23 protein-coding genes are annotated in these 23647 nt (G+C 42.9%); 16 read left to right on the forward strand and 7 right to left on the reverse strand.

Features of this window, described 5'->3' with window-relative positions; all coding sequences use genetic code 11:
* Nucleotides 1–294 precede the first annotated feature (294 nt).
* The 11 genes from B3394_RS10300 to B3394_RS10350 all read left to right on the forward strand — a co-directional run bounded on the left by B3394_RS10300 (nucleotide 295) and on the right by B3394_RS10350 (nucleotide 13748).
* Entirely contained in the window at nucleotides 295–2109 is a 1815-nt protein-coding gene (locus B3394_RS10300; RefSeq protein WP_286919977.1) for a hypothetical protein, read from the forward strand.
* A gap of 29 nt (nucleotides 2110–2138) precedes the next feature.
* A complete protein-coding gene (locus tag B3394_RS10305) occupies nucleotides 2139–3248 on the forward strand; it encodes a ferritin-like domain-containing protein (RefSeq protein ID WP_286920003.1) in 1110 nt (369 codons plus the stop codon).
* Nucleotides 3249–3276: 28 nt separating this feature from the next.
* Complete coding sequence (locus tag B3394_RS10310; protein ID WP_286920004.1) at nucleotides 3277–4104, forward strand: EboA domain-containing protein; 828 nt, start codon at nucleotides 3277–3279, stop codon at nucleotides 4102–4104.
* A gap of 31 nt (nucleotides 4105–4135) precedes the next feature.
* Nucleotides 4136–5041 carry a TatD family hydrolase gene (locus B3394_RS10315; RefSeq protein WP_177733369.1) on the forward strand — a complete coding sequence of 302 codons (906 nt, stop codon included), beginning with the start codon at nucleotides 4136–4138 and terminating at the stop codon, nucleotides 5039–5041.
* Nucleotides 5042–5067: 26 nt separating this feature from the next.
* Nucleotides 5068–5958, forward strand: a complete 891-nt coding sequence (eboC, locus tag B3394_RS10320) for a UbiA-like protein EboC (protein WP_286920005.1) — start codon at nucleotides 5068–5070, stop codon at nucleotides 5956–5958.
* 24 nt (nucleotides 5959–5982) lie between these two features.
* Nucleotides 5983–7143 carry a 3-dehydroquinate synthase gene (locus B3394_RS10325; RefSeq protein WP_286920006.1) on the forward strand — a complete coding sequence of 387 codons (1161 nt, stop codon included), beginning with the start codon at nucleotides 5983–5985 and terminating at the stop codon, nucleotides 7141–7143.
* Nucleotides 7144–7145: 2 nt separating this feature from the next.
* On the forward strand, nucleotides 7146–8453 hold the full coding sequence (gene eboE, locus B3394_RS10330; protein WP_286920007.1) for a metabolite traffic protein EboE: 1308 nt from the start codon (nucleotides 7146–7148) through the stop codon (nucleotides 8451–8453).
* The gene (locus B3394_RS10335; protein WP_286920008.1) at nucleotides 8395–9819 is read left to right on the forward strand and encodes an alkaline phosphatase family protein; all 1425 of its coding nucleotides are present in this window, start codon (nucleotides 8395–8397) and stop codon (nucleotides 9817–9819) included. The genes eboE and B3394_RS10335 overlap by 59 nt, the downstream gene beginning before the upstream one ends.
* Nucleotides 9820–9829: 10 nt before the next feature.
* Nucleotides 9830–10255: a VOC family protein gene (locus B3394_RS10340; RefSeq protein WP_286920009.1), complete on the forward strand. Its 426-nt coding sequence runs from the start codon at nucleotides 9830–9832 to the stop codon at nucleotides 10253–10255.
* Between the two features lie 443 nt (nucleotides 10256–10698).
* Nucleotides 10699–13137 (forward strand): outer membrane beta-barrel family protein, encoded by a 2439-nt coding sequence (locus B3394_RS10345; RefSeq protein ID WP_286920010.1) that lies wholly within the window; start codon nucleotides 10699–10701, stop codon nucleotides 13135–13137.
* Between the two features lie 230 nt (nucleotides 13138–13367).
* A complete protein-coding gene (locus B3394_RS10350; protein WP_286920011.1) occupies nucleotides 13368–13748 on the forward strand; it encodes a VOC family protein in 381 nt (126 codons plus the stop codon).
* Nucleotides 13749–13787: 39 nt separating this feature from the next.
* On the opposite strand, the gene B3394_RS10355 is transcribed toward B3394_RS10350, so the two are convergent.
* Complete coding sequence (locus tag B3394_RS10355; RefSeq protein WP_286920012.1) at nucleotides 13788–14429, reverse strand: NAD(P)-dependent oxidoreductase; 642 nt, start codon at nucleotides 14427–14429, stop codon at nucleotides 13788–13790.
* A 284-nt stretch (nucleotides 14430–14713) separates the two neighbouring features.
* On the opposite strand from B3394_RS10355, the gene B3394_RS10360 reads away from it, so the two are divergent.
* Both B3394_RS10360 and B3394_RS10365 read left to right on the forward strand, forming a co-directional pair.
* Nucleotides 14714–15652 (forward strand): ketopantoate reductase family protein, encoded by a 939-nt coding sequence (locus B3394_RS10360; protein WP_286920013.1) that lies wholly within the window; start codon nucleotides 14714–14716, stop codon nucleotides 15650–15652.
* A 28-nt stretch (nucleotides 15653–15680) separates the two neighbouring features.
* The gene (locus B3394_RS10365; protein ID WP_286920014.1) at nucleotides 15681–16073 is read left to right on the forward strand and encodes a VOC family protein; all 393 of its coding nucleotides are present in this window, start codon (nucleotides 15681–15683) and stop codon (nucleotides 16071–16073) included.
* Nucleotides 16074–16163: 90 nt separating this feature from the next.
* On the opposite strand, the gene B3394_RS10370 is transcribed toward B3394_RS10365, so the two are convergent.
* On the reverse strand, nucleotides 16164–16697 hold the full coding sequence (locus B3394_RS10370) for an HdeD family acid-resistance protein (protein WP_177733391.1): 534 nt from the start codon (nucleotides 16695–16697) through the stop codon (nucleotides 16164–16166).
* A 311-nt stretch (nucleotides 16698–17008) separates the two neighbouring features.
* Here B3394_RS10370 and B3394_RS10375 point away from each other — a divergent pair, with 311 nt between their 5' ends.
* The 3 genes from B3394_RS10375 to B3394_RS10385 all read left to right on the forward strand — a co-directional run bounded on the left by B3394_RS10375 (nucleotide 17009) and on the right by B3394_RS10385 (nucleotide 19393).
* Entirely contained in the window at nucleotides 17009–17593 is a 585-nt protein-coding gene (locus B3394_RS10375; RefSeq protein ID WP_286920015.1) for a TetR/AcrR family transcriptional regulator, read from the forward strand.
* A gap of 71 nt (nucleotides 17594–17664) precedes the next feature.
* A complete protein-coding gene (locus tag B3394_RS10380) occupies nucleotides 17665–18513 on the forward strand; it encodes an oxidoreductase (RefSeq protein ID WP_286920016.1) in 849 nt (282 codons plus the stop codon).
* Nucleotides 18514–18532: 19 nt separating this feature from the next.
* Nucleotides 18533–19393 carry an SDR family oxidoreductase gene (locus B3394_RS10385; protein ID WP_177733396.1) on the forward strand — a complete coding sequence of 287 codons (861 nt, stop codon included), beginning with the start codon at nucleotides 18533–18535 and terminating at the stop codon, nucleotides 19391–19393.
* A gap of 56 nt (nucleotides 19394–19449) precedes the next feature.
* Here the strand turns inward: B3394_RS10385 and B3394_RS10390 are convergent, their stop codons facing one another.
* The 5 genes from B3394_RS10390 to B3394_RS10410 form a co-directional block, all read right to left on the reverse strand.
* Nucleotides 19450–20346 carry a 3-hydroxyacyl-CoA dehydrogenase gene (locus B3394_RS10390; protein WP_286920017.1) on the reverse strand — a complete coding sequence of 299 codons (897 nt, stop codon included), beginning with the start codon at nucleotides 20344–20346 and terminating at the stop codon, nucleotides 19450–19452.
* 243 nt (nucleotides 20347–20589) lie between these two features.
* Nucleotides 20590–21441, reverse strand: coding sequence for an aldo/keto reductase (locus tag B3394_RS10395; RefSeq protein ID WP_177733400.1), 852 nt, complete (start codon nucleotides 21439–21441; stop codon nucleotides 20590–20592).
* Between the two features lie 130 nt (nucleotides 21442–21571).
* A complete protein-coding gene (locus B3394_RS10400; RefSeq protein WP_177733402.1) occupies nucleotides 21572–21973 on the reverse strand; it encodes a DUF1634 domain-containing protein in 402 nt (133 codons plus the stop codon).
* 20 nt (nucleotides 21974–21993) lie between these two features.
* On the reverse strand, nucleotides 21994–22827 hold the full coding sequence (locus B3394_RS10405) for a sulfite exporter TauE/SafE family protein (protein WP_177733404.1): 834 nt from the start codon (nucleotides 22825–22827) through the stop codon (nucleotides 21994–21996).
* A 166-nt stretch (nucleotides 22828–22993) separates the two neighbouring features.
* On the reverse strand, nucleotides 22994–23635 hold the full coding sequence (locus B3394_RS10410; RefSeq protein ID WP_177733406.1) for a FadR/GntR family transcriptional regulator: 642 nt from the start codon (nucleotides 23633–23635) through the stop codon (nucleotides 22994–22996).
* Nucleotides 23636–23647: the final 12 nt, after the last annotated feature.

Below are 23647 nucleotides of genomic sequence, written 5' to 3' on the forward strand. Positions count from 1 at the left end.
CATTATGATCTGTAACTTTTTGATACTGAGCTTTTTTGGTTTGAAGTACCGGTCAGGTAGAATTACGGTGTTTGTAAAAGGGGTATTTATACTTGGATAATACGCGATTCAATTGCTGAACTTTAAACGATTGAAATATTGTAATAAAGCAGATTTTTAACGGATTTATTGATTTTATTTAGAATAATTATAAATAATACATTCTAATGTTGAAGAATAGTCAATTTTAAGGTTAGGGCGATTTGTCTTTTGGGCTCGATATTTTGGAATAGCAATAACTTAACCTATCATAAAATGGCTTATTTAAATTCACCAAGATTAACTTTTGCGGGGAAGTTTCAGGCAGATCCTTCCACCGTTAACAATGATGTCAATCATTACAACAACGAAACTTTTCAACCGAGTTACCAGCAGTATGGACCCAGCGGGACAAATGGCTGGTGGAACCCGGATGGAACCGGTAACTGGCGTTTAATAGACTGCATTATTACCAGTGTGACCTATCAGGACGGAACCACTACACATGATCCGAATATCGATCCTGTTATAGGAATGAGCATTATTGATGCAAACAGCCGTGTGGCCGGTAAGATTGTGGACCTGGATCCGCAGCAGCAGTCCGTTTCCCAGATCTGGGGAATGATTGTCAGAATCGGACAGGGGGAAACCAACTTTGTTAAAGGTGATTTTGAACCGGTTGGATTTAACGACATCTGGTGGATCAGATCGACTACTCAAAAAGGTTCCGGCGGGGCATCGGCAGCATACCAGTCGGTTATCAATAACCTGAACTGGTCAGATAATACGATCAAATCCCGTTATCTGAACGAATTAAGAGCGGTAAGTCCGGAGCAGTTGTCCATGAAATTTACCGTAGACATGTTTGACCAGCAAAAATGTTCTGCACAATTTACTATCGGAAGAATTGTCGGAAGTATCGGGCCGTCTAAAGTATCAGAACCGAAACATTTTGTCATGGGTCGTCAGTTCATTCCGGACATGGTTTGTATGGGAGGAAGCTACCTGCCGTCAAATACAGTAGGACTGTATGTGGCTACTGCTTTGGTTCAGGAAACGACACAACAGATCATACTGGATTTAGGAAACTGTTTAAAAACATCCGGAGCAAACGGGATGATTTCCGAAGACCGTAACCTGGTGTTGGCAGTAAACAGAGGCGATCAGGATTATGTACTGCTGGGTCCCCTTAAATATAAAGCAAAAAACTGGTATGAGAAAAGAGGAGGACTGGTAACGTTAAGACTGAACGAAGAACAGATACATTTAGCCCAGGAATTCCCGTTAACAATAGCAAACCTGTTACCGGACGGAAGCCTGCAGCCGTTAATCAATGAAACCACTCATTATGTCCGTGCCGACCAGTTTGTTTTCCGTATGAATGCCGATGAGGATAGAGACATCGATTTCTATGCAACCTATCTGGGGAAACCTTTAGCCGATCAGGCCGTGATTTGCCAGTTCCAGGAAAGCCTGATCAATATCATGGGACAGGGAGACGGAACACCGGCAACGGCAACACCTAATATCCTGCAATTTGAATCCAATGTTGTAACCGATTACTCAGGTAAAGCCGTTCTGAATGTAAAAGCTTCAGACCCTAAAAACCCGAGAGGATTTATTGACGGACAGGTATATGCCTTATGGTATTATCTGAACAGACAGCCAACAGCCGATTTCAGTTTTACAGTGGATGCCAGCGGAAATCCAGTTGTACTGCCGTTAACCTTATCCGGAATTGATCCGACTAATTTTATCAGCATCCTGGTTTTTGACAGCCTGCCGCCGGAAGTAATTAAAAATCCGGATTGGGATAAAGACGTACAGCCGGTTATGCAGCAGTATGCCAACTTATATCCGCTAATGTCAAAAGGAGTCTTTAACCTGGCGAACAAAGAAGTGGTCGACAACAATGCTCAGATATTACGCTTTGTATTTGCCTTGCCGAAAGAAGATCCGAACCACATGCCGGTTACCCGTGATCTTTCCAGAGACAAACAAAAAATGATATTGAACTACCTGGACGGAATACTATCGAAAAACAAAGCAGGAGCACCGGAAGCCATGGCAACTATTGCGGAAAACAACTAAACCATACCAACCTACAAAAACAAAAACAAATGATTTATCTTAAAAATATAAAACTGGAAACCATACAGGACCTTAGAGGGGCACTGCAAACGGCAATCGAACTGGAACATGCGACCATTCCACCGTATTTAACAGCAATGTTTACGCTGTATAATACCGGTAATGATGAGATCAGTAACCTGATCGGATCTGTGGTCAAAGAAGAAATGCTGCACATGTCTATCGCCTGTAATGTCTTGAATGCTATAGGTGGAAACCCGGTAATCAACAAACCGGGTTTTATCCCGACCTATCCGGGACCGCTTCCGGGAGGTGTGGAAACCGGGCTGATAGTTCCGATCGCTAAATTTTCCAAAAAACTTATTAAAAAGGTTTTTATGATGATCGAGGAACCGGAAACGATTATCCCTATCGAATTAATGCGAGTTGATGCCGAGAAAATTACGATCGGGAAGTTCTATGAAAAAATAAAAGGCCAGATTGATATCCTGGAAACAGCGGCTAACGCTGTAGGGAAGACCATCTTCACCGGTGATCCGTCCTATCAGATGACCAATAACAAATGGTTCCCGGCTCAGGAATTATTCCCGATTACCGGCAAAGAATCGGCATTCAGAGGCATTGACCTGATAGTCGATCAGGGAGAAGGAACCAGTACCGATCCTTTTGTTAAAGAAAGTGATCTTGGTACCGGCGAACCGGAAGAACCGGCACACTACTATCGTTTTGAAGAGATTTATAAAGGTAAAAGACTGGTTCAGAATCCGGACCCGGCGGGCGAGCCAAAATATTCGTATTCCGGGGCACCGATACCTTACAATACCGCGTTAATCCCGAACATGACCATGAATCCGAAAATGAACGATTATCCGGTAAATACCGTGGCCTATACAAACAGTAAGTTCTTTAACTATACCTATACAAACCTGCTGAACAGCCTGCACATCACTTTTAACGGAGAACCGGACAAGATTGATGCTGCTATGGGATTAATGTATTCCTTACGACTGTATGCATTAAAACTGTTACAGACACCGGATCCGAATAACCCTGGATTTGTAGCCGGACCAAGCTATGAATATGTTACCGACGACAGCCTTAGCCTTACCGAAAAGGCCAAGCTGATGGAAACCGTGTAAATGTTTAACCAAATGACCCATACATAAAATGTATAAAACAGCAGAAATTACCGCGCAGCAACTGTTGCAGGAAACCTTAATGGCTAACCTGCCTGAAGCCGAATGGAACTGGTTTACTACAAATATAATTGCAAAGAACGGGAATGAACTGGCACACCAGTTCATTCCTTTATTTAGTTTGATTCCCAGATTCATTACAGCAGGAACACCCCAATTCAGCCCGGAAACAGTGAGCGGACTGGAAAAATTATATCCCGGATTTTCACAATCCGGATGGAACATACAGCAGCTATGCCGAATCGTGTTGATGCTGAAACTTCCGCCAGATCAGAATGAAGCAATCTTAAAAAAACTATTTGAAACCGCAGACATCAAAGAACTGGTTATCCTGTATAAAGGTTTGTACTTCCTGGAAAACGCAGACGATTTTGTTTTGCGGATGCAGGAAGGAATCCGGACCAATATGACGGATGTCTTTGAAGCCATTGCCCTGCACAATCCGTATGCCTATCTGTATTTGTCGGAAGATGCCTGGAACCAGCTGGTACTAAAGGCTGTTTTTACCGGAAGACCCCTGTTCAAAATATACGGACTGGATCAGCGTGCCAACGAAAGATTAGCACTGATACTGCACGGTTATATCCAGGAACGCTGGTCGGCAGGAAGAACTGTTTCACCGGAAATATGGAGAGGAATCACCGGCTTTGTCAATGACGAAATAGCTGCCGATCTGAACAAAATGATCGAAACCGGAACATTTTTAGAACAGGAAGCAGCTATAAAAGCCTTAAAAGGATCCTGCAAATCCTGGAACGAGATCGGAGCGGCCTTCCTGATCCAGACAACACAGGCCTAAACACAATTATTAATAACTAAAACAAACAACGATGTATTTTATAGACCCACATATTCACATGGTATCCCGCACAACGGACGATTACCAGGCCATGCGCGCAGCTGGTATAGTAGCTGTTATTGAACCGGCTTTCTGGCTGGGACAACCCAGAACTGAAGCAGGCTCTTTTAAAGATTATTTCAGTACCCTTATCGGATGGGAACGATTCCGTGCTTCCCAGTTTGGCATCAAACATTATTGCACGATGGGACTGAACTCCAAAGAAGCCAATAATGAAGCGCTGGCAGAGCAGGTTATGGAATTGCTGCCGCTGTTTGCCGGAAAAGAAGGTGTAGTAGCCATAGGCGAAATTGGTTATGACGACCAGACTCCGGCAGAAGATAAATATTTCAGACAGCAGATTGAAATTGCCTTACAATTCAATTTACCGGTCATGGTACACACGCCGCACCGGGATAAAATAAACGGAACCATCCGCAGTATGGATGTACTGGAAGAACACGGAATACCGCCACACATGGTCGTTATTGACCACAACAATGAAGAAACGGTAAAACATGTACTGGACAGAGGATACTGGACCGCTTTTACCATTTATCCCAACACAAAAATGGGAAATGAAAGAATGGTGGAAATCGTAAAACAATATGGCTCGGAAAGAATCATTGTGGACAGCTCGGCAGACTGGGGCGTGAGTGATCCGCTATCGGTTCCGAAAACGGCCGCTTTAATGCTTGAACGCGGGATTGCCAAAGAAGATGTACACCTTACCTGCTATAAAAATGCTTTAACGGCCTATTCGCAAAGCGGGCAGATGAAAGAAGAAGACTGGAAAAAAGAAATGACTGTGGAACAGGCAGCCCTTTTTGACGGAAGCGGAATATTGCGCGGACAGGAAGCCAAAGTGATCTCCTATTCCAATATTATTGACAATTAATCACCTGTGCCAATACCCGATACAAGATGAAAATACAGTACTATTTAACACTGATGCGTCCGGCTAATATTGTTACTGCCATTTCGGATATACTGGGTGGTGTGGCGATTTCCGGTTTTTTTGTAAGTACCGATTGGAACGCGGCAGCACTGGGAAATATTGGTCTGCTGACGTTGTCCACTATAGGGCTTTACGGAGGCGGAATCGTTTTTAATGATATTTTTGATTTGAAAGAGGACTGCAAAAAACGCCCGGAACGCATCTTGCCCAGCGGAAAAGTAGCCTATGAAGAAGCCATACAATTTGGCGTGCTGCTTTTCACAATCGGTATCGCTGCGGCTATAATGGTTTCCCTTTTAAGCGGACTGCTGGCCCTGATTATAGCACTATTGGCACTCACCTATAATAAAATAGCCAAACACTACCAGTTTTTCGGTCCCCTGAATATGGGGCTTTGCCGCGGGGCTAACCTGCTACTGGGAATGAGCATACTTCCCGGGACGATGTTCCGGGATTGGTATATCATTATCATACCGATTATATTCATTGCAGCCATAACCCTGACGGCCCAGAAAGAAGTTAGCGGAAACAACAAAACAGCGATACTGATGGCCATGCTGCTGGATGCTGTTGTAGTCCTGCTGTTTATAGGGATCAGTCGTTACAGCGACCTTAACCTGGCGGTAACCGCACCGTTTTTAATCCTTTGGTATGGGGTGAACTTTTTAGCAAAATACAAAGCTTACCGCTATAACGAGTCGAATTGGATTAAAAGAGCCGTAAAAACGGGAGTGCTTTCGCTCATACTTTTAAATGCGTGTTATGTCGCCGGCTTTGCCAATTGGAACTACGCCGTTCCGGTATTGATTTTATTGCCTTTTTCGGTTGTTTTAGCGAAGAAATTTGCCGTAACCTGATTTTTAACCCAAACATTATAACCCATGTATAAAGCCCAAACCATTCAACAGCACTTTCAGGTTGATTATAGCTATAAGGTTGTTTTTACCCGAAATGTTTTTAACGAGACGAACACAGCACTAAAAAATATCATCAACAACGATAACGCTAAAATTGTGGTGGTTATCGAAAGAGATATCGCCGTTTACCATCCGGGAATCATTAACGATATTGCCGGATACTTTCAGATGGATACTGTGGAAAGCAGTATTTTGATTGTGAAAGGCGGCGAAAGTATTAAAAACGATACCCGTGCCACCGAAGAAATATTACAGCTGATCCACAACAACCAGGTGGATCGCCATTCCTATTTAATTGTTGTTGGCGGCGGTGCGGTACTTGATGCTGCCGGCTATGCTGCTGCAATTGCCCATCGCGGCATCCGTTTAATCCGTATTCCCACAACGGTTCTGTCACAGAACGATTCGGGCGTTGGAGTAAAAACTAGCGTGAACTACTTTGGAAAGAAAAACTTTTTAGGCACTTTTTCTCCACCCTATGCGGTGATCAATGATTCCGTTTTTCTGGAAACGCTCGATGAAAGAAACTGGCGTTCCGGTATAGCCGAAGCCATAAAAGTTGCCCTGATAAAAGATGCTGTTTTTTTTAACTGGATAACCGAAAACAGTAGGGCACTGAATGACCGCAATATGGAAATAATGGAGCAGCTGATTTTCCGTTGTGCCCAATTGCACCTGGAACATATCGGAACGGCTGGTGACCCATTCGAAAAAGGATCCTCACGTCCGCTTGATTTCGGGCACTGGGCGGCTCACAAACTGGAATACCTTTCCGGTTACCAGGTACTGCATGGAGAAGCGGTAGCGGTAGGAGTAGCGCTGGACGCAGTATATTCCCGACTGTCTGGACGTCTGGATGGTACCGATTTACAGCACATTTTAAACGTTTTAACCACATTGGGATTTGAGATTTTTCATCCGCTGCTATTGCAGGAAACCACTATGGAGATCAATCCGGCATTAGTAAAAGGACTGGAAGAATTCAGAGAACATCTGGGAGGAGAACTCACAGTCATGCTGTTAAGAAATATCGGGACAGGGGAGGAAGTACACCACCTGAACAAAAATATTCTTTCGGAGGCTGTTCAGTATTTAGCAAAATCGAATGTTTTAATTCAGGAATAGGAATGAAAATCAGGAATGAAGCTCATTTGAGCTATTGCACTAACATTCACCCGGGAGAATCCTGGGAAGAAGTGTTTGCCAGCCTAAAACAATACACGCTGGCGGTAAAGGAAAAAATGGCTCCCGAAACCGATTTTGGTATCGGATTACGACTTTCCTACGAAAGTGCGGTGACTTTGTCGCAGGCAGAAAATTGCAGCGCCTTTAAAAACTGGCTGGACGAAAATAAAACCTATGTTTTTACCATTAACGGCTTTCCGTATGGTAATTTCCACGGACAGCAGGTAAAAGACCAGGTTCATGCTCCGGACTGGCTAAGCCATGAAAGAGTGAACTATACCTGCATGCTGTTTGACTTGCTGGCACAATTGCTGCCCAAAGGCATGGAAGGCGGTATTTCCACCTCGCCGCTATCTTATAAATACTGGTATGCCATTGAAGAAGACCGTGACCTTGCCAAAAAGAAAAGCTGTGAGCATCTGGTTGCGGTAGTACTTCATCTGGTGCAGCTAAACAAGTGGACCGGAAAGAAAATGCACCTCGATATAGAACCGGAACCGGACGGATTGCTGGAAAATACCGATGATTTTATTGATTTTTTCCAGAATTATCTTTTAAAAGACGGTGTGATTGCCCTGATCAGACAACTGAAATGTACCGGAGCGGAAGCCCGGCATTACATCCGGGAACACCTGCAGCTTTGTTATGATGTCTGCCATTTTGCGGTAGCTTTTGAAAAACCGGAAACGGTGATTCAGAAAATGGCCGACAGCCGGATAAAAATCGGCAAGCTGCAAATCAGTGCTGCCTTGCGCTGTCCGGTTACGGATGAGGTGACAACAGCAGAATTGTGCCGGCGTTTAAACCAGTTCAACGAGCCGGTTTACCTGCATCAGGCGGTACTCAGAACAAAATCGGGCGCGTTGTTAAAATACCCTGATTTACAACAGGGAATCGAGGCGATGCAGCAGCATGATCCGGAAGAATTGCGTACCCATTTTCACGTACCCATATTCCTGCCGGATTATCAGGGACTGTATTCCACCCAGGAAGATATTGTTACCGCTCTGGAAATATGGACGAAACAGCCGTATACCGCACATCTGGAAGTAGAAACCTATACCTGGGATGTTTCGCCCTCACAGCTTCAGATGGATCTAACAGACGCTATTCAACGTGAATTAGCGTGGGTTCTGCACTGTATTGAACACAAAAAAGAAAACCAAAAACCACCCGTTAAAGGAATTAAATATGCAGCAAACAGCAGTCATAAACATAGTAGGACTCACTTCCGGGTTATTAAAGGATAAGGACCTTTTTCTGAGTAAATGGCTAAGCAAAAAAGGACAGCTCAGCACGATTGAACCCGTTTTTCCGGCGCTCACCTGTACGGCTCAGGCAACGTATCTGACCGGTAAACACCCTGCCGGACACGGTATCGTGGGGAACGGCTGGTACTTTAGGGATGAAGCCGAAGTGAAATTATGGAAACAGTCCAACAAACTGGTACAGGCTCCTAAAATCTGGGACATGGCAAAAGCCCTGAATCCGGAATTTACCTGTGCGAACATGTTCTGGTGGTACAATATGTATTCCGGAGCGGACTTTTCGGTTACACCGCGGCCGCAGTACTGGGCTGACGGACAGAAGAAACCCGATTGCTACAGTCAGCCGGCCTTCCTTCGGGATCAGTTGCAGCAGGAACTGGGAACATTTCCCTTATTTGATTTCTGGGGACCAAAAACAACCATAAAATCCAGTAAGTGGATCGCCGATGCTTCTAAACTGGTACACCAATGGCAAAATCCTACCCTTATGCTTGTTTACCTGCCGCATCTGGATTACTGCTGTCAGAAGTTTGCGCCCGGTTCACCGGAAATACAAAAAGATTTAAAAGAAATTGATGCCGTTTGTGAAGACCTGATCGGTTTCTTTGAAGCCAGGGGAGTAACCCCGATAGTGGTTTCGGAATACGGGATCACACCGGTAAACCACCCGATCCATATTAACAGGATATTACGCGACAGCGGCTATATTACCATACGGGAAGAAAGAGGACTGGAGTTGCTGGATGCCGGTCAGTCATTGGCATTTGCCCTTGCCGATCACCAGATCGCTCATGTGTATGTGCGCAATCCCGAAAAGATTAATGTCGTCAAAACCATACTGGAACAGGTTCCCGGTATTGAACTTGTACTGGACGAAGCCGGCAAAAAAGAGTATAACATTAACCACGAACGCGCCGGGGAATTGATCTGTATAGCCGATAAAAACAGCTGGTTTACCTATTATTACTGGAAAGACGATAACAGGGCTCCGGATTTTGCCCGGACGGTCGATATTCATAAAAAACCGGGCTATGATCCCGTGGAAATGTTTCTGGATCCGCATAAAAAAATGATGCTGCCCAGAATTGCCCTGAAACTGCTGCGTAAAAAATTAGGTTTCCGCACCCTGATGGATGTTATTCCACTGGATGCCGGTCTTGTAAAAGGATCACACGGAAGAATAGCCGTTGAAGATACCGATAAACCATTGCTGATAAGTCCGCTGGATACTGCCCAAAAAATAAACGCAACAGAAGTGTGCCCGATTATTCTGAAAGCAATTTTCGGAGAACAGGCATCCGGTAAAACGGAACCGGCAATTATGGAACAAATACCAATAACCAGTTAATTTTACCATTATGGACTTAACAGACATGATTCAGACCAACCAGGTGGTCATTAAATTATCGGTAAGCAACGTAGCGGTAGCGCAAAAGTTTTATACCGAAAAATTAGGTTTTAAAGTGGTACCGGACTACACCATCAACAAAGGCGGTACCTATGAAAAAGATTCCTATATACAGCTCACAAACGAAGGAATGGAGCACAAAGTTGCTTTGGGATTGTATAAGGATATTGACGAACCGCTGCAGCCGGAAGATACCGGAACCGCACCTACTTTTATCGTAAAAGACATCGATTCGGTTCGCCAATATTTGCTTTCGGAAGGGGTGACCGTTAGTGATATTGTTGAAAATACTTCCGACAAAGGTTATATTGACCGCTTCGCTTTCTTTTCGGATCCTGATAACAATACCTTGGCAATCCGCCAGAATATGAATTAAAAAGACATTTTGAATTAAAAAAACACGTTGCCGGATAAAATCCGGCAACGTGTTTTTTTATGGATCAATTAGTAATTAAAGTGTTGTAAAACAATACTTCCTGTTGAAATTAAACGGTACATGACTGCAATTAGCAGCTATAGCATTTCAGGAATAATTTCAGATACCTTTGTCATTGTGAAATCCGGATATCAGGATTAAAATGACAAGAAAAAATAGAGAAATAATTTTTTTTGTCATAACGAGCGTTGATTTGGGATTAAAAATCAGATCCTTATATAGCTTATAGAAAATAGTGGCTGTTAAGAAATCTAAAACTATCGCTTTATAGTACATAAGACTGCCAATGCTTTAAAAGGTTTAACCGAAACTTTAACGCTGATATTATTTTTATTTAGTCTAAATAGATGTATTTTTGCTCCCGATTATATAAAGCCCATATTGTGAAACAAATTTTTACCCTTCTGCTGATATTGCTCATCCAGTATCAGGTTACCGCCCAGAATACTTCCCATACCGAACTAAACGGAAATGTCCTTAACAATAACCTTCCCCTTGAATTTGTCACGGTAGCACTACTGGATAGTGATACCCGGAAAATAATTAGCAGTACGATTACCGATACAAACGGTAACTATACTTTTGCGGCAGTGGCACCCGGCGATTATGTCGTAACGGCAAGCTTTATTGGTTACAGCACTTCCGGATCGGAACGCATCACGATCCATTCCGGTGACCGGAATAAAACAATAGCCGCCATAGTGTTAAAAGAAGATAAAACACTGCTCAATGAAGTTGTGGTAGAAGCCACGGTAAAGAAACCTTTGATACAGCTGCAATCGGATAAGATTGTGATGAACATTGAAAACAGTGCCTTATCAGAAGGGAATACGGCTTTGGAACTACTCGAAAAAGCACCGGGAGTTATAGTGGATAATGACGGAAACATCAGCCTGAGAGGAAAGCAGGGAGTGACGATCATGATTAATGATAAGAAAACATATTTATCCCAGCAGCAGCTGACCAATCTGCTAAAAGGAACGGCTTCTTCTTCGGTAGGAACGATTGAGGTGATTACCAATCCTTCTGCCAAATATGATGCGGCCGGAAATGCCGGAGTCATTAATATCAAACTAAAGAAAAACAACAAATCCGGATTTAACGGATCGGTAAACGGCAATTACGGCAGGGGACGTAAAAACCGGTTTGGCAGCGGATTAAACCTGAATTATAAAGCCAGTAAATACAATTTTTACGGTAGCTACGACCAGTATTACCGCGGGGAAAGCGAAACATTCACTTTCGAACGAAAATTTTATACCGACGGGAACCGTCAGCAGCTTGACAAAATCTCGAATCAGTACAGTGTGACCGACGAACCTTTAAAAACCAACAACTTTAAAGCCGGAGTAGAGTATGATATTTCCGAAAACACCTTTATCGGTTTTAGCCTTACGGGCGATGTGGGAAGCTATACCAGCAACAGTATGTCGGAAAATAAAGTACGATCAGCAGCCAGCGAGTTGCTTTCCGATGCGCTGACAAACAATCACAACCATTCCAGATGGAACAGCCTGAGTTATAACGGAAGTTTTTTACATAAATTCAACCAGGGCAAGCAGGAAATCAGTGCCGATCTGGATTATACCCATTCCCGCTTCCGGGACAATGCGCTTCTGGAAACCCAATTCAATCCTACAGCCAGCCAGAATGCTTATCTGTCGACCCGTAGGGGAATGACCCCTTCGTCGACTACTATTTTTGTAGCCAAAGCCGATTATATTTATCGCATCAAAGAAAAATTAAGCTTTGAAGGCGGATGGAAGAGCAGTTTTGTAAAATCGGACAACGATGTGCAATACGATACAATTGCGGCCGGTAACTGGACGATTGACAAAGGAACGACCAACCATTTTATTTATAAAGAGCAGATCCATGCCGGTTATGTCAATTACAAGCAAAGTTTCCGCTTTATGGAAGTTCAGGCAGGGCTGAGAGCGGAATATACACATGCGGAAGGAAACCAGGTAACGCTGAACTCCGTTGTTAAAAGAGATTATGTACAGCTGTTCCCGAGCCTGTTCCTAAAGAAAAACATCGGCGAGCGTCATGCCGTACAACTGTCATACAGCAGAAGGATTGACCGTCCTGATTATTACGACCTGAACCCGTTCCGTTTTTTCAGGGATGCGTTTATTTTCTATGAAGGAAATCCATACCTGCAGCCGGAGTTGACCCATTCTGTGGAAGGTGGTTATTCCTTTTTGAGCAAGCACATGATTAACTTTTTCTACAGCAGTACCGATGATGTGATTGTTGATGCGATTACGCAGATAGACAATAGCAATACCACCATACTGCGTTCGGAAAACCTGAGTAAAAGAAAGAATTACGGATTCAGCCTTACGTCTGCTGTAAAAATAAGCCGTTGGTGGGATGCGAACACCTTTGTGAATGTCTATAAAAATGAATTCAGCGGTGAGCAAAACGAAACAGCTGTAGCCACGGGCATCTGGAGCTATACCGTCAATTCCCAGCACAGTATGAAATTTAAACAGGGATTATCGGCCGAATTCAGTTTCCAGTACAACTCCAGATCCATTTACAGCACTTTCGAACGAAAAGACTTTTTTGTGGTATCCACAGGATTGCAAAAAAAGATACTGGACAACAAGGCAACAGTGAAAGTAGCGGTAAACGATATCTTTAAAAGCCGACGTTTCTACAGAACCATGCAGTTTAACAATATCGACATGAAAGAGAATATCAATCTCGACAGCCGTATTGTAAACGTTTCATTTACGTATAATTTCGGTGACCAGAGCAATGCCGCCCGAAAAATAAACAAGGAAGAGGACGATACGAAAAAAAGAATGAAATAGTAACCAACCGGAATTTGAATACAAACTATTTCAATAGCGAACCATTATAAAGGGTTCGCTATTTTTTTGTGGGATACCTCATACCAATAACCGGAACAACAGCATTGTTTTTAGTATATTTGAATAGGACAAATTGAGTTACGGACACATTCACACAATCAAAAATCTAACCTCAAACTTCAAACCTCATATATCTAATATCCTATATCAAACTTCTAATATCTAACCTCATGAACACCCCCCACAACCCGGTGGTCTATTTTGAAATTCCGGTAACGGATATAGACCGGGCCATAACATTTTACCAGACCGTTTTTGCTTTTGAATTTGAAAAGGATATAATTGACGGCAATGAAATGGCTTTTTTCCCGATAAAAGAAAACGGTTCCGGTATTTCGGGCGGACTGGCAAAAGGAGAAATCTATAAACCTACGACAGACGGTTGCTTGCTGTATTTCCGAACAGCAGACATAACCGAAACATTGGCACTTGCAGTGCAAAACGGCGGGAAAATCCTTTTTCCGAAAACCTCCAACGGAGAATGGGGCTTTGTAGCCGAATTTGAAGACAGTGAAGGAAACCGGATCGCTTTACGGCAATTTGTCCGTTAATATAAAAAAAACAGCGGGCTTAAAAACCCGCTGCTTCGATCAGACGTTTGCAATAAAAGGTGCTTTCCTATGATATTGGGTATCGGTTAATTGGGCAATAAGAAAAAGGGCCAGGTTTTTTGCACCGATCATATTCCCGGAACAATCCTGTGTACTGACCCTGATTTCGGTAATCGCATCGGTCAGTTCAATTAACGGAAGCCTGACCAAAGTCCAGTCGGCCTCGCTTTGCGATAATATGGCATACTCTTGCTGTTTATCGGCAGTCGTTTCCGGGTAATGCGTTTTCATCCAGTCGGTAGCTGCCTGCACCGCCGGATTTTTGATATCCTGAGGTGTAGCTACATTTAAACCGGTAATAACGATATACCGGTTGATTTCTAACTCTTGCATGGCCGCTAATATATTTGTTGTGGCGGTACTGAATATGGACGTTTCACTGTTGGGTATTCCTAAACCGAGCGTACTGATGATGGCATCACAACCCGTCAATAACGATTTGATATCCTGATAGCAATTGGCATTGCCGGTAATCACGTCCATTAATGGATTTTCGAAAGGCAGGTGTTCCGGATTCCGGATCAGCAGTCTGATCTCAAAACCGCTGTTTAGTAAGGTAGTTACAAGAAATTTTCCGGCTTTACCGGTTCCGCCAAGTACGGCTATTTTGATTGGTTTCATAATCATTGTTTATAAAATTAGACATGGAAAAATCATGCTCCTCTTCGTGAAGAACAGTAATTTCTGCAAAACACATGTTTCGCAAAATCAGGGGTACTATTTTATAAACAGATTCTAATAGTGTAAATATAGCCTGTATTTTAAAACGAAATGCGGTTTAAGAAAGGGAATTGACTGTACGGAATAAATAATTTTCATAACTTCGGAATTCACAATGATGTGTTGTATATCCCGGTATGAGAGGGTTTATGATATTGATTTACAATTTTTTATAAATACTAAATATGAATAAAACCAGAATAGTAGTTGCCGGAATCGGAGGCGTTGGCGGATATTTCGGTGGACTTTTAGCAAAACATTTTGATAAGGATGATGCCGTATCGGTTTGTTTTTTAGCTCGTGGCGAACATTTAAAAGCGATAAAGAAGGATGGCCTGAAAGTCGTAAAAGGAGCGGATCAGTTTGTAGCAATGCCGGCATTGGCAACAGATGATGCTTCCGAGATTGGTATCGCAGATTTTGTTATCGTTACCACTAAAAGCTATGATTTGGAGCAGACTGTTGTTCAGTTAAAACCCTGTATTGACAGTAAAACCGTTATTGTACCTTTTCTTAACGGTGTAGACAGCCGGGAGCGTATTAAAAGTGTTTTTCCGGAAAATATGGTTTTGGATGGCTGTGCCTATATTGTTTCCCGCTTAACAGAAGCCGGAAAAGTAGAGAACCTGGGGAATATTGAAAAACTGTTTTTCGGATTGGATCATTTCGAAAACGAACAATTACGGCAATTGGAAAGCCTTTTTATACAGGCGGGCATAGAAGCCAAATTATCGGTTAATATCGCTACGGTTATCTGGGAGAAATTTATTTTTATTGCCGCTATTGCCACGGCTACAACCTATTTTGACTGCAATATCGGAGCTATAGTGTCCGATCCTGAAAAGGTGCAGGCTTTTACCGATTTAGTCAATGAAGTAAAACAGGTTGCTCTGGCAAAACAAATTGCCATTGTTCAGGATATAACCGACAGAACATTAAAAATATTACATGCCATGCCAGCGGAAGCAACATCGTCCATGCATTCCGATTTTCTGAATAAAAAGGCACATAACGAACTGCAGTCACTCACCGGTTATGTTGTTCGGGAAGGAGAAAAATACGGACTGAAAACGCCGGTATTCAACAAAATGTTCGGCGCACTGGAACATAAGGCACAACAGTAAGCAATCATACATTCAAAAAAAGAAAACAATGGTAAAATTCGGATATACAATTCTATACGTCGCTGACGTCACCAAAGCCATCAGCTTTTATGAAAACGCTTTTGGTTTTGAACGAAAATTTATAACACCGGAAAACGATTATGGCGAATTAAATACCGGTGCCACCACAATTTCTTTTGCTTCAAAAGGATTGGCGGCTACGAACCTGCCGAACGGTTTTATTGAAAGCAGCCCGGAGAACAAACCTTTTGCAATAGAATTGGGTTTTGTTACAGATCAGGTCGCGGAAGTAACCGAGCAGGCTAAAAAGGCCGGAGCGGTTGTTGTCATGGAGCCCAAACAAAAACCATGGGGACAGATTGTCGCTTATATACGGGATACAGACGGTTTCCTGGTTGAAATCTGTACACCGGCACATTAAATAAAACAGGCTAAGACTATAATTGCAAAAGCAGGAAACCCGTTTGTCGCACGCGTTTCCTGCTTTTATATTGTTATCGTTGGATGAATCTTACAGAATCTGCTGGATATTGTCCGGTGACTGAAAAACATAGAATATTTTGGAAAGTCCGATGGTGATAAATGCCAGGGCAGTCCATACAATTATGGTCATCTGTGCGAATAACGGATTCCAGATCAATAAGAAAGAAAAAATAAGTCCCAAAATTCCAAACACCAGATACCAGCCCCAGTTTTTTCGTTTCAGTGCAGCCACATCAATGGCCAGGGCAATAATGGTTGAAGATCGGAATAAAAGCATGAAGCCGATAAAGAACGGCATTATTTCCATGGATAATAACGGACTGGATAACAGCCAAGAACCTAAGATAATATCTAAAATACCGGCGGCTATTCCCCAGCCATAGCCATTCATTCTTTTACGCTGATAGCCATAGAAAATAACTTCCAATATACCGTTAATCAAAAAAGTCAGGCTGAATAATGTAGAAAGCGCAATATAGGATTCCACCGGAGTTTTAAAAACCCATATTCCTACGGCAATAAAAAGAAGACCAAGTAAAAAGTAAATTAATTTGTTATTCATGATTATTGTGTTTAATAGTTACTGAATATTTTTGTAATCAAATCATTTATAGCAGTTTTAGTATTATTTGGTTTCCGGATTGGTACTATAAAAATAGTCTATTTTTCTGATAAAACAGCAATGTTTTTACGAAGAGATTATGTGTTGTTCGCATCATTTTTGCATTTACCGTGTTTTAGCAGCGGAAAATTAAGACGGGTATGGACAAATGCACAGAATACGGCACAAACAATAAATTTCTGTTAAAATTTGCAGCAAATGCAAAAAGTGACCGAAAGGTCATTTAAATTTGTACTCTAATTCAGAACGAAATGACAAAAGCAGCACGTACCAAACAGCTCATCATTGAACAGGCAGCACCCATTTTCAATACAAAAGGAATTGCGGCAACAGCAATGAGTGACATTATGGAAGCCACCGGTTTAGCCAAAGGCAGTCTGTATGTACATTTTGAAAATAAAGAAGAACTTTGCAATGCTGTGGTAGATTATACGATGCATTGTTTATCTGAAAAAGTAAAACAGCAGCTGGACCGTCAAAAAACAGCCAAAGGGAAATTATTTGCCTATGTTGACTTTCTGAGCAATACCAAACAGCCGCCCATTCCCGGTGGATGCCCGATGCTGAATTTTGGTATGGAGGCAGACGATACCAACCCGGTTATCAAAAAGAAAGTGAACAAAAACATAACACTTGCTGTGGCTACCTTAACCAGTATTTTAAAAGAAGGAATCGCTTCCGGCGAATTCCGGCAGCCTTTTAATGCCGAAGAATTTGCAACCAAAATGTTTGCCCTGTTGGAAGGCGGCATTATGATGTCCAGAATGGAAGAAAACAGCAAAACGATGCCATTGATCGTTGCGATCTTAAAAAAAGAAATTGAATTGTTAGACTAAATTTTTTTACCTAAAAAATGACCTATCGGTCATTTTTGAAATATATGAATACTTATCAAAACTATAAAAACATGAAAAAACAAAAAGTATGGCTGATCACCGGAGCGTCAAGAGGATTCGGATTGGAAATTGCCAAAGCCGCGCTGAAAGCCGGCGATAAAGTAGTGGCTACCGTTAGAAGCAACCCGGAACAGTTTGAACAGCAGTTTCCGGAACAGCAAAATCTAAGCGTGGTGGTTCTGGACGTCACACAGGAAAAACAGGTTATAGCCGGAGTAGAAAAGGCAATTGCCACATTTGGCGGAATAGATGTACTGGTTAACAATGCCGGTTACGGATTATTGGGAGCTACGGAAGAAATAACGGATCAGGAGGTGAGAAGCCAGTTTGATACCAATGTCTTCGGATTGCTGAATGTAACAAGAGCGGTTTTACCGTATATGCGCAGCCGTCAAAAAGGGCATATCATCAATATCTCTTCTCTTTTCGGATATGCGGCTACGGTTCCCGGTTTCGGGCTTTACGGGGCTACAAAATTTGCAGTAGAAGGCATCACGGAAGGATTACAGCTGGAAGTAAAACCGTTTGGTATTCACGTAACAGCCGTTGCCCCGGGATTGTTCCGTACTGATTTTGCTTCCGGTGATTCCTATAAAAGCTCACAGCTACTACTGGAGGAATACCAGGGAACGGTCGGTCAGGTGCGGCAGGCTGTTGCGGGGCTTCACGGCAATCAGCCCGGCGATCCTGCAAAACTGGCTCAGGTAATTCTGGAGCTGGCCAACGCGGAACATCCGCCGTTACACTTACCGGTTGGTAAAGATGCGGTAAGTGCCCTGCAAGCCAAAATGAGCATTATAGCAAAAGAAGTAGCGGAATGGGAAACCTTATCCGTGAGTACCGATCATCAGAAAAATTAAACTATTATATAAAAAAGCAATGAAAAAGATTATTTTAACAGGAAGTGCCAGCGGTTTCGGACTATTAACGGCAAAAACATTGGTAAAACAAGGGCATACGGTGTATGCAACAATGCGTAACATTAACGGTGCGAATGCAGAACCGGCAAAAGCGCTAAAAGAATGGGCGAAAGCGCATAACGGTATTATTGAAATTGTGGAGCTGGATGTTACCAGTGATGCATCGGTAGCGAAAGCTATCTCGGAAATAACGGAAAAATCAGGAGGTCACATTGACGTACTGATCAATAATGCCGGTATTTCTTATATCGGTATTGCCGAAACCTTAACCATACAGCAAACGGAACAGCTGTTCCAGGTAAATGTTATTGGTCCGGACAGAATGATCAAGGCGGTATTGCCGCTGATGCACCAGCAAAAGTCAGGATTGATCATTAACCTGACCAGTGTACAGGCGAGAAATGTAGGACCGCTGTTAGCGACTTACAACAGTACAAAAGCGGCTTTGGATGCCTTATCGGTAGGGTATCACTACGAACTTAAATCGGCGGGTATTGATGTTGCGGTTATTCAGCCGGGAGCTTATCAGACCACAGATATTACAGCTAAGGCATTACAACCGGGAAATCCGGGAGCAGCGTCTGCATACGGACAGGATGTTCACCGGTTAAAAGCGGGACTCGATCACTTTTTTACCCCTACAACAGACAGTTCCGATCCGCAGGAAGTGGCCGATGCTGTAGCCGGTTTATTAGAGCTTCCGGCAGGGGAGCGACCGTTGTGGACCGTTGTTGGCGGTGCAACGATGGCACAATATGTTCAGCAGATCAATCAGGCAACCAAAGGCCTGGTTGAAACGATGATACAGGTTTTAAGCTAAATATAGGATTGGTATAAAAAAGCCGGTTTCGTTTTAGAATGAAACCGGCTTTGCTTTTATTTTAAAAAATCAGGATCCTCATAGGCCGGATTCGGATATTTATAAAACCCCTCTCCGGAAACAACACCCAGTTTTCCGGTATCTATAAAATGTCTTTTCAGGTATTCGGTTACCTTTATCTGGCCGGGATCTTTGGAAGCGGTAGCCGCAATTTTATTAATGTTGTATGCGGTGGTGATACCCACGACATCCAGTATACCAAAAGGACCTACCGGAGCTCCGGTGGCAACCATCCAGGTTTTGTCGACCGTTTCCACATCGGCAACGCCTCGCACCAGTAGATCAAGACCGGCACCCAATAAAGGAACCAGCAGGGAATTTACGATATAGCCCGGCTGTTCTTTGTGGAGCGGTAAAGCAACCATTCCGATGGTTTTGGTAAAAGTAACCACCGTGTCAAAAATGGCAGCGTCGGTACCCGGATGCCCCATGATTTCGGCTGTGTTGTGTTTCCATATTTCATTGGCAAAATGCAATGCCAGGAATTTTTCAGGCCTTCCGGTAGCGCCGGCAAAATGACTCGGCAGGAGCGTGGAAGAATTGGACGCAAAAATGGTCTTTTCCGGAGCCACGGCAGCCAGCTTTTTATAGAAATCCGTTTTGATGGCCGGATTTTCAGGAACGGCTTCGATCAATAGATCAGCATCTTTTACCGCTGCTGCCAGATCGGTATAATAACTTAAATTTTGTATTGCTTTTTCAACCTGTTCCGGAGTGGCGTTCAGATCAGCCTGATAGGCCGTTCCCAGCTTTTGAAAAGCAGTTTTTGCTTTTTCTAATATAGCGTCATTAATATCATAAACCTTTACGGTATATCCGTGAAAAGCCGTTTGAAAAGCAATTTGCGCTCCCAAAACACCGCTTCCGGCTACTGTTACAATTTTAATATTCATTTCTTTTATATTTTGAATTAATCGGTTGTTGCTATAAGTATGATTTGTCCTGTTAGCGGGCAATCCTAAAACGGTTAAGCCAAAACAGGTATTCCGGCTAAGGCTAAAGTTACCAAAAATCGGAATGGAAATCCTGTAAAACCATTATAATTATCAATCTTATGACTTTTGAATAATGATCAAAAAACAAAAAGGATAATCTTCATTATCCTTTTCTGACGGGCATGATGCCGTTATTTATTTTTAGAAGTCCACATCGTCCGGATACAAGCCGGATCCGCCAATGTAGGGTAAAGCATTGATGGCTTCCATGTCTGCATCGGTAATCGTAAATCCGTAAACATCCAGGTTTTGCTGGATTCTTTCCGGAGTGATGGATTTTGGCAATGGTAAAGTTCCGTTTTGGAGGCACCATCTGATGCACAATTGAGCAACGGATACCTGATAACGGGCAGCAATTTCCATTAAAACAGCATTGGTCAGCATTTTTCCGGTTCCTAACGGCGACCAGGCTTCAATCAGTATATTTTCTTTTTGGCACAGGGCAACGATTTCTGGCTGAAGGTAACCCGGATGGTATTCGATCTGGTTGATAACCGGTTTCACTTTGGCATTTGCCAGTAAGGCTTCCAGATGGTGCACTAAAAAGTTGCTGACCCCGATAGCCTTAATTTTTCCATCTTCGTATAATTTTTCAAAAGCACGCCAGGTATCGGCATTTTTCTGCTGCCAGTCTGCAAATTGTTTTTCGGTAGCCGGCCAGTGGATCAGGTATAGATCCAGGTAATCGGTTTGCAGGTCTTTCAGGGTTTTGTCAAAGGCTTTTAGCGTACTGTCATAACCTCTTTCGGAATTCCATAATTTGCTGGTAATGAATAATTCCTTTCGGGAAATACCGGATTCGGCAATCGCCTGTCCGATACTTTTTTCATTTCCGTAAATCGCTGCGGTATCAATATGGCGATACCCGTTTTCCAATGCCGATTTAACGGCCAGAACAGCTGTTGCTCCGTCGGGTGTTTGCCAGGTTCCAAATCCTATTTCCGGAATTTCAACGCCGTTATTTAAGGTATAATTTTTAATGGAATGGGACATAGTGTATATGGTTTTATTAAAAAAATGAATGTTGGTAATGGTTTATCGTGTAAGAGTTACGCCATAAAGTATATAACCAAAGTTATCCATTTTTGAAGGGATGTACGTTAAATTTTTGTTGTATTTCCGGTTAAACTTTCAGACCGCCAAAAATACTGGTCATCAGGATGCACAGAACAATAAGGGTGATGCCGATGTACAGTTTGTCTTTTTCCAGTATAAAGGCGAACAGGGAAAACAACACCCGCAAAATAGGCGTGGCAATCAATGCGAGTACGCCAAACTGTATGATCTCGTTTGGATTTAAGGTTAAAACACCGTTTAAAATACCTTTAAAAGTGGTGTATTCTGCACCTTCACCGGTGAAAATACCATACTGCGGAACCGGGTTGCTGCCGTGTTCCGTTAAATAGGCAATACCGCCGATAAGCGCTAAAATACAGGCGGTGATCACGCCATAGCGCAATAACTGACCAACCAATTGTTCTACATCGGTGTCGTTCCACAAATTTTTTGAAAGTAGCTTTTTCATAAGTTGTAAATAGCGATTCGTTAGAATTGATGCTGGTAACCGTTGTAAATCATTTCAATGGCCACAAAAGTAATGGCGATACAGAAAATGATGCGCAGCACTTTAGGATCCATTCGGGTCAATAATTTTGAGCCGGTAAAAGCACCACCTAAAACACCTATAATTACCGGGAAAGCAATGCCCGGATCGATATAGCCTCTTTGCAGGTAAACCACTGCACTGGCGGCAGCGGTAACCCCGATCATAAAGTTACTGGTGGTGGTACTCACCTTAAAAGGAATACGCATAGTGGTATCCATTGCCAGTACCTTTAAGGCTCCGGAACCGATTCCCAACAAACCGGATAGCACACCGGCCACTGTCATAATAGAGAAACCGGCACCTACATTTTTTAATTTATAGGCCACTTCACCCTGACTGGTAGGATAGGTGCTGTTTAGCTTTAAGGCATAGGAAAGCCTGCTGCCTTCGGTTAAAGCCACCTGGTTTTTCTTGCGTAAGGTCATTACTGCCGAAAAAATAAGGACAATACCAAACAGTATTGCAATGGTATTGGTTGGCGTATAAACCGCAATGAGGGCACCAATCACGGCTCCGATGGTCGTGGCTATTTCCAGGAACATGCCCAGGCGGATATTGGTGATTCCTTCTTTTACATAGGCACTGGCCGAACCGGAAGAGGTTGCTATTGATGCCAGTAAAGCAGCACCGATGGCATAACGGATGTCAACGCCAAAACCAAGGGTTAGCAGCGGAATGACAACAACGCCGCCGCCCAAACCGGTCAGCGAACCTAATAAACCCGCCAGATAAGCACCTACTAACAGGATAAGGGTAAAGGTAAGTATGGTCATAAAATTCAATATTGAGGGTTACGGTATCCTACGGAATATGCAATCGTTTTATACGCGTATTCCGTATGCTTTTTTACATCGTTTTAAATTTCAATACAAACGTACGCTATTTTTTTTAAACATCAGATGTTTTGATGTTTTTTGGAAAAAAATTAACACAGGAATATTAGTAATTGCGCTCCAGTATTTTCCTTAATACCTGTAAGGCGGTATTGGCTTTTTTCTTTTTTATCGCGTCCAGTAATTGTTCGTGCAGGTAATGGTTTATCGCAAATTTACTGGTGCCGTTAGTTTCACGGGCATTAAAGAAATTGCGCAGTACTACCGTAAAACCATAGTATAGCTCGGCCAAAACCTTATTTCCGGAAGCAAAAGCAATGGCCATGTGGAAATCAATATCGGCATCGGCACATTCCTGTGGATTTTCGGCAAGTATGGCTGCTTTACGCCGCTCTAAACATTTTTCGATTGCTTCAAGCTGTTCTTTAGTATGGTTAACACTTGCCAGTTTTATGATCTCTTCTTCAAGCAGTCTCCGGACGGCGTTAATTTCATCAAAATCGGCATGCTGAAGGCGCTGCTCCATGTTTAGTTCCCTGTAGTCGCTGTTAACGGTAGTGCCGGAACCCTGCTGAACTTTCAGTATACCGGAAATCGCCAGTGTTTTGATAGCTTCCCGTATGGTTGATCTTCCAACGCCGTATTGCTGCATCAGTTCCGGTTCTGCAGGAATTTTTTCGCCGGGTTTGTACTTTCCGCCGGCAATATCTTCCTTGATCTGGTTGACTATTTTGGTATACAGTTTCATAACAGTTCTAAT

The organism is Flavobacterium sp. UBA4197, from assembly GCF_002379575.1.
Lineage (GTDB): Bacteria > Bacteroidota > Bacteroidia > Flavobacteriales > Flavobacteriaceae > Flavobacterium > Flavobacterium inviolabile.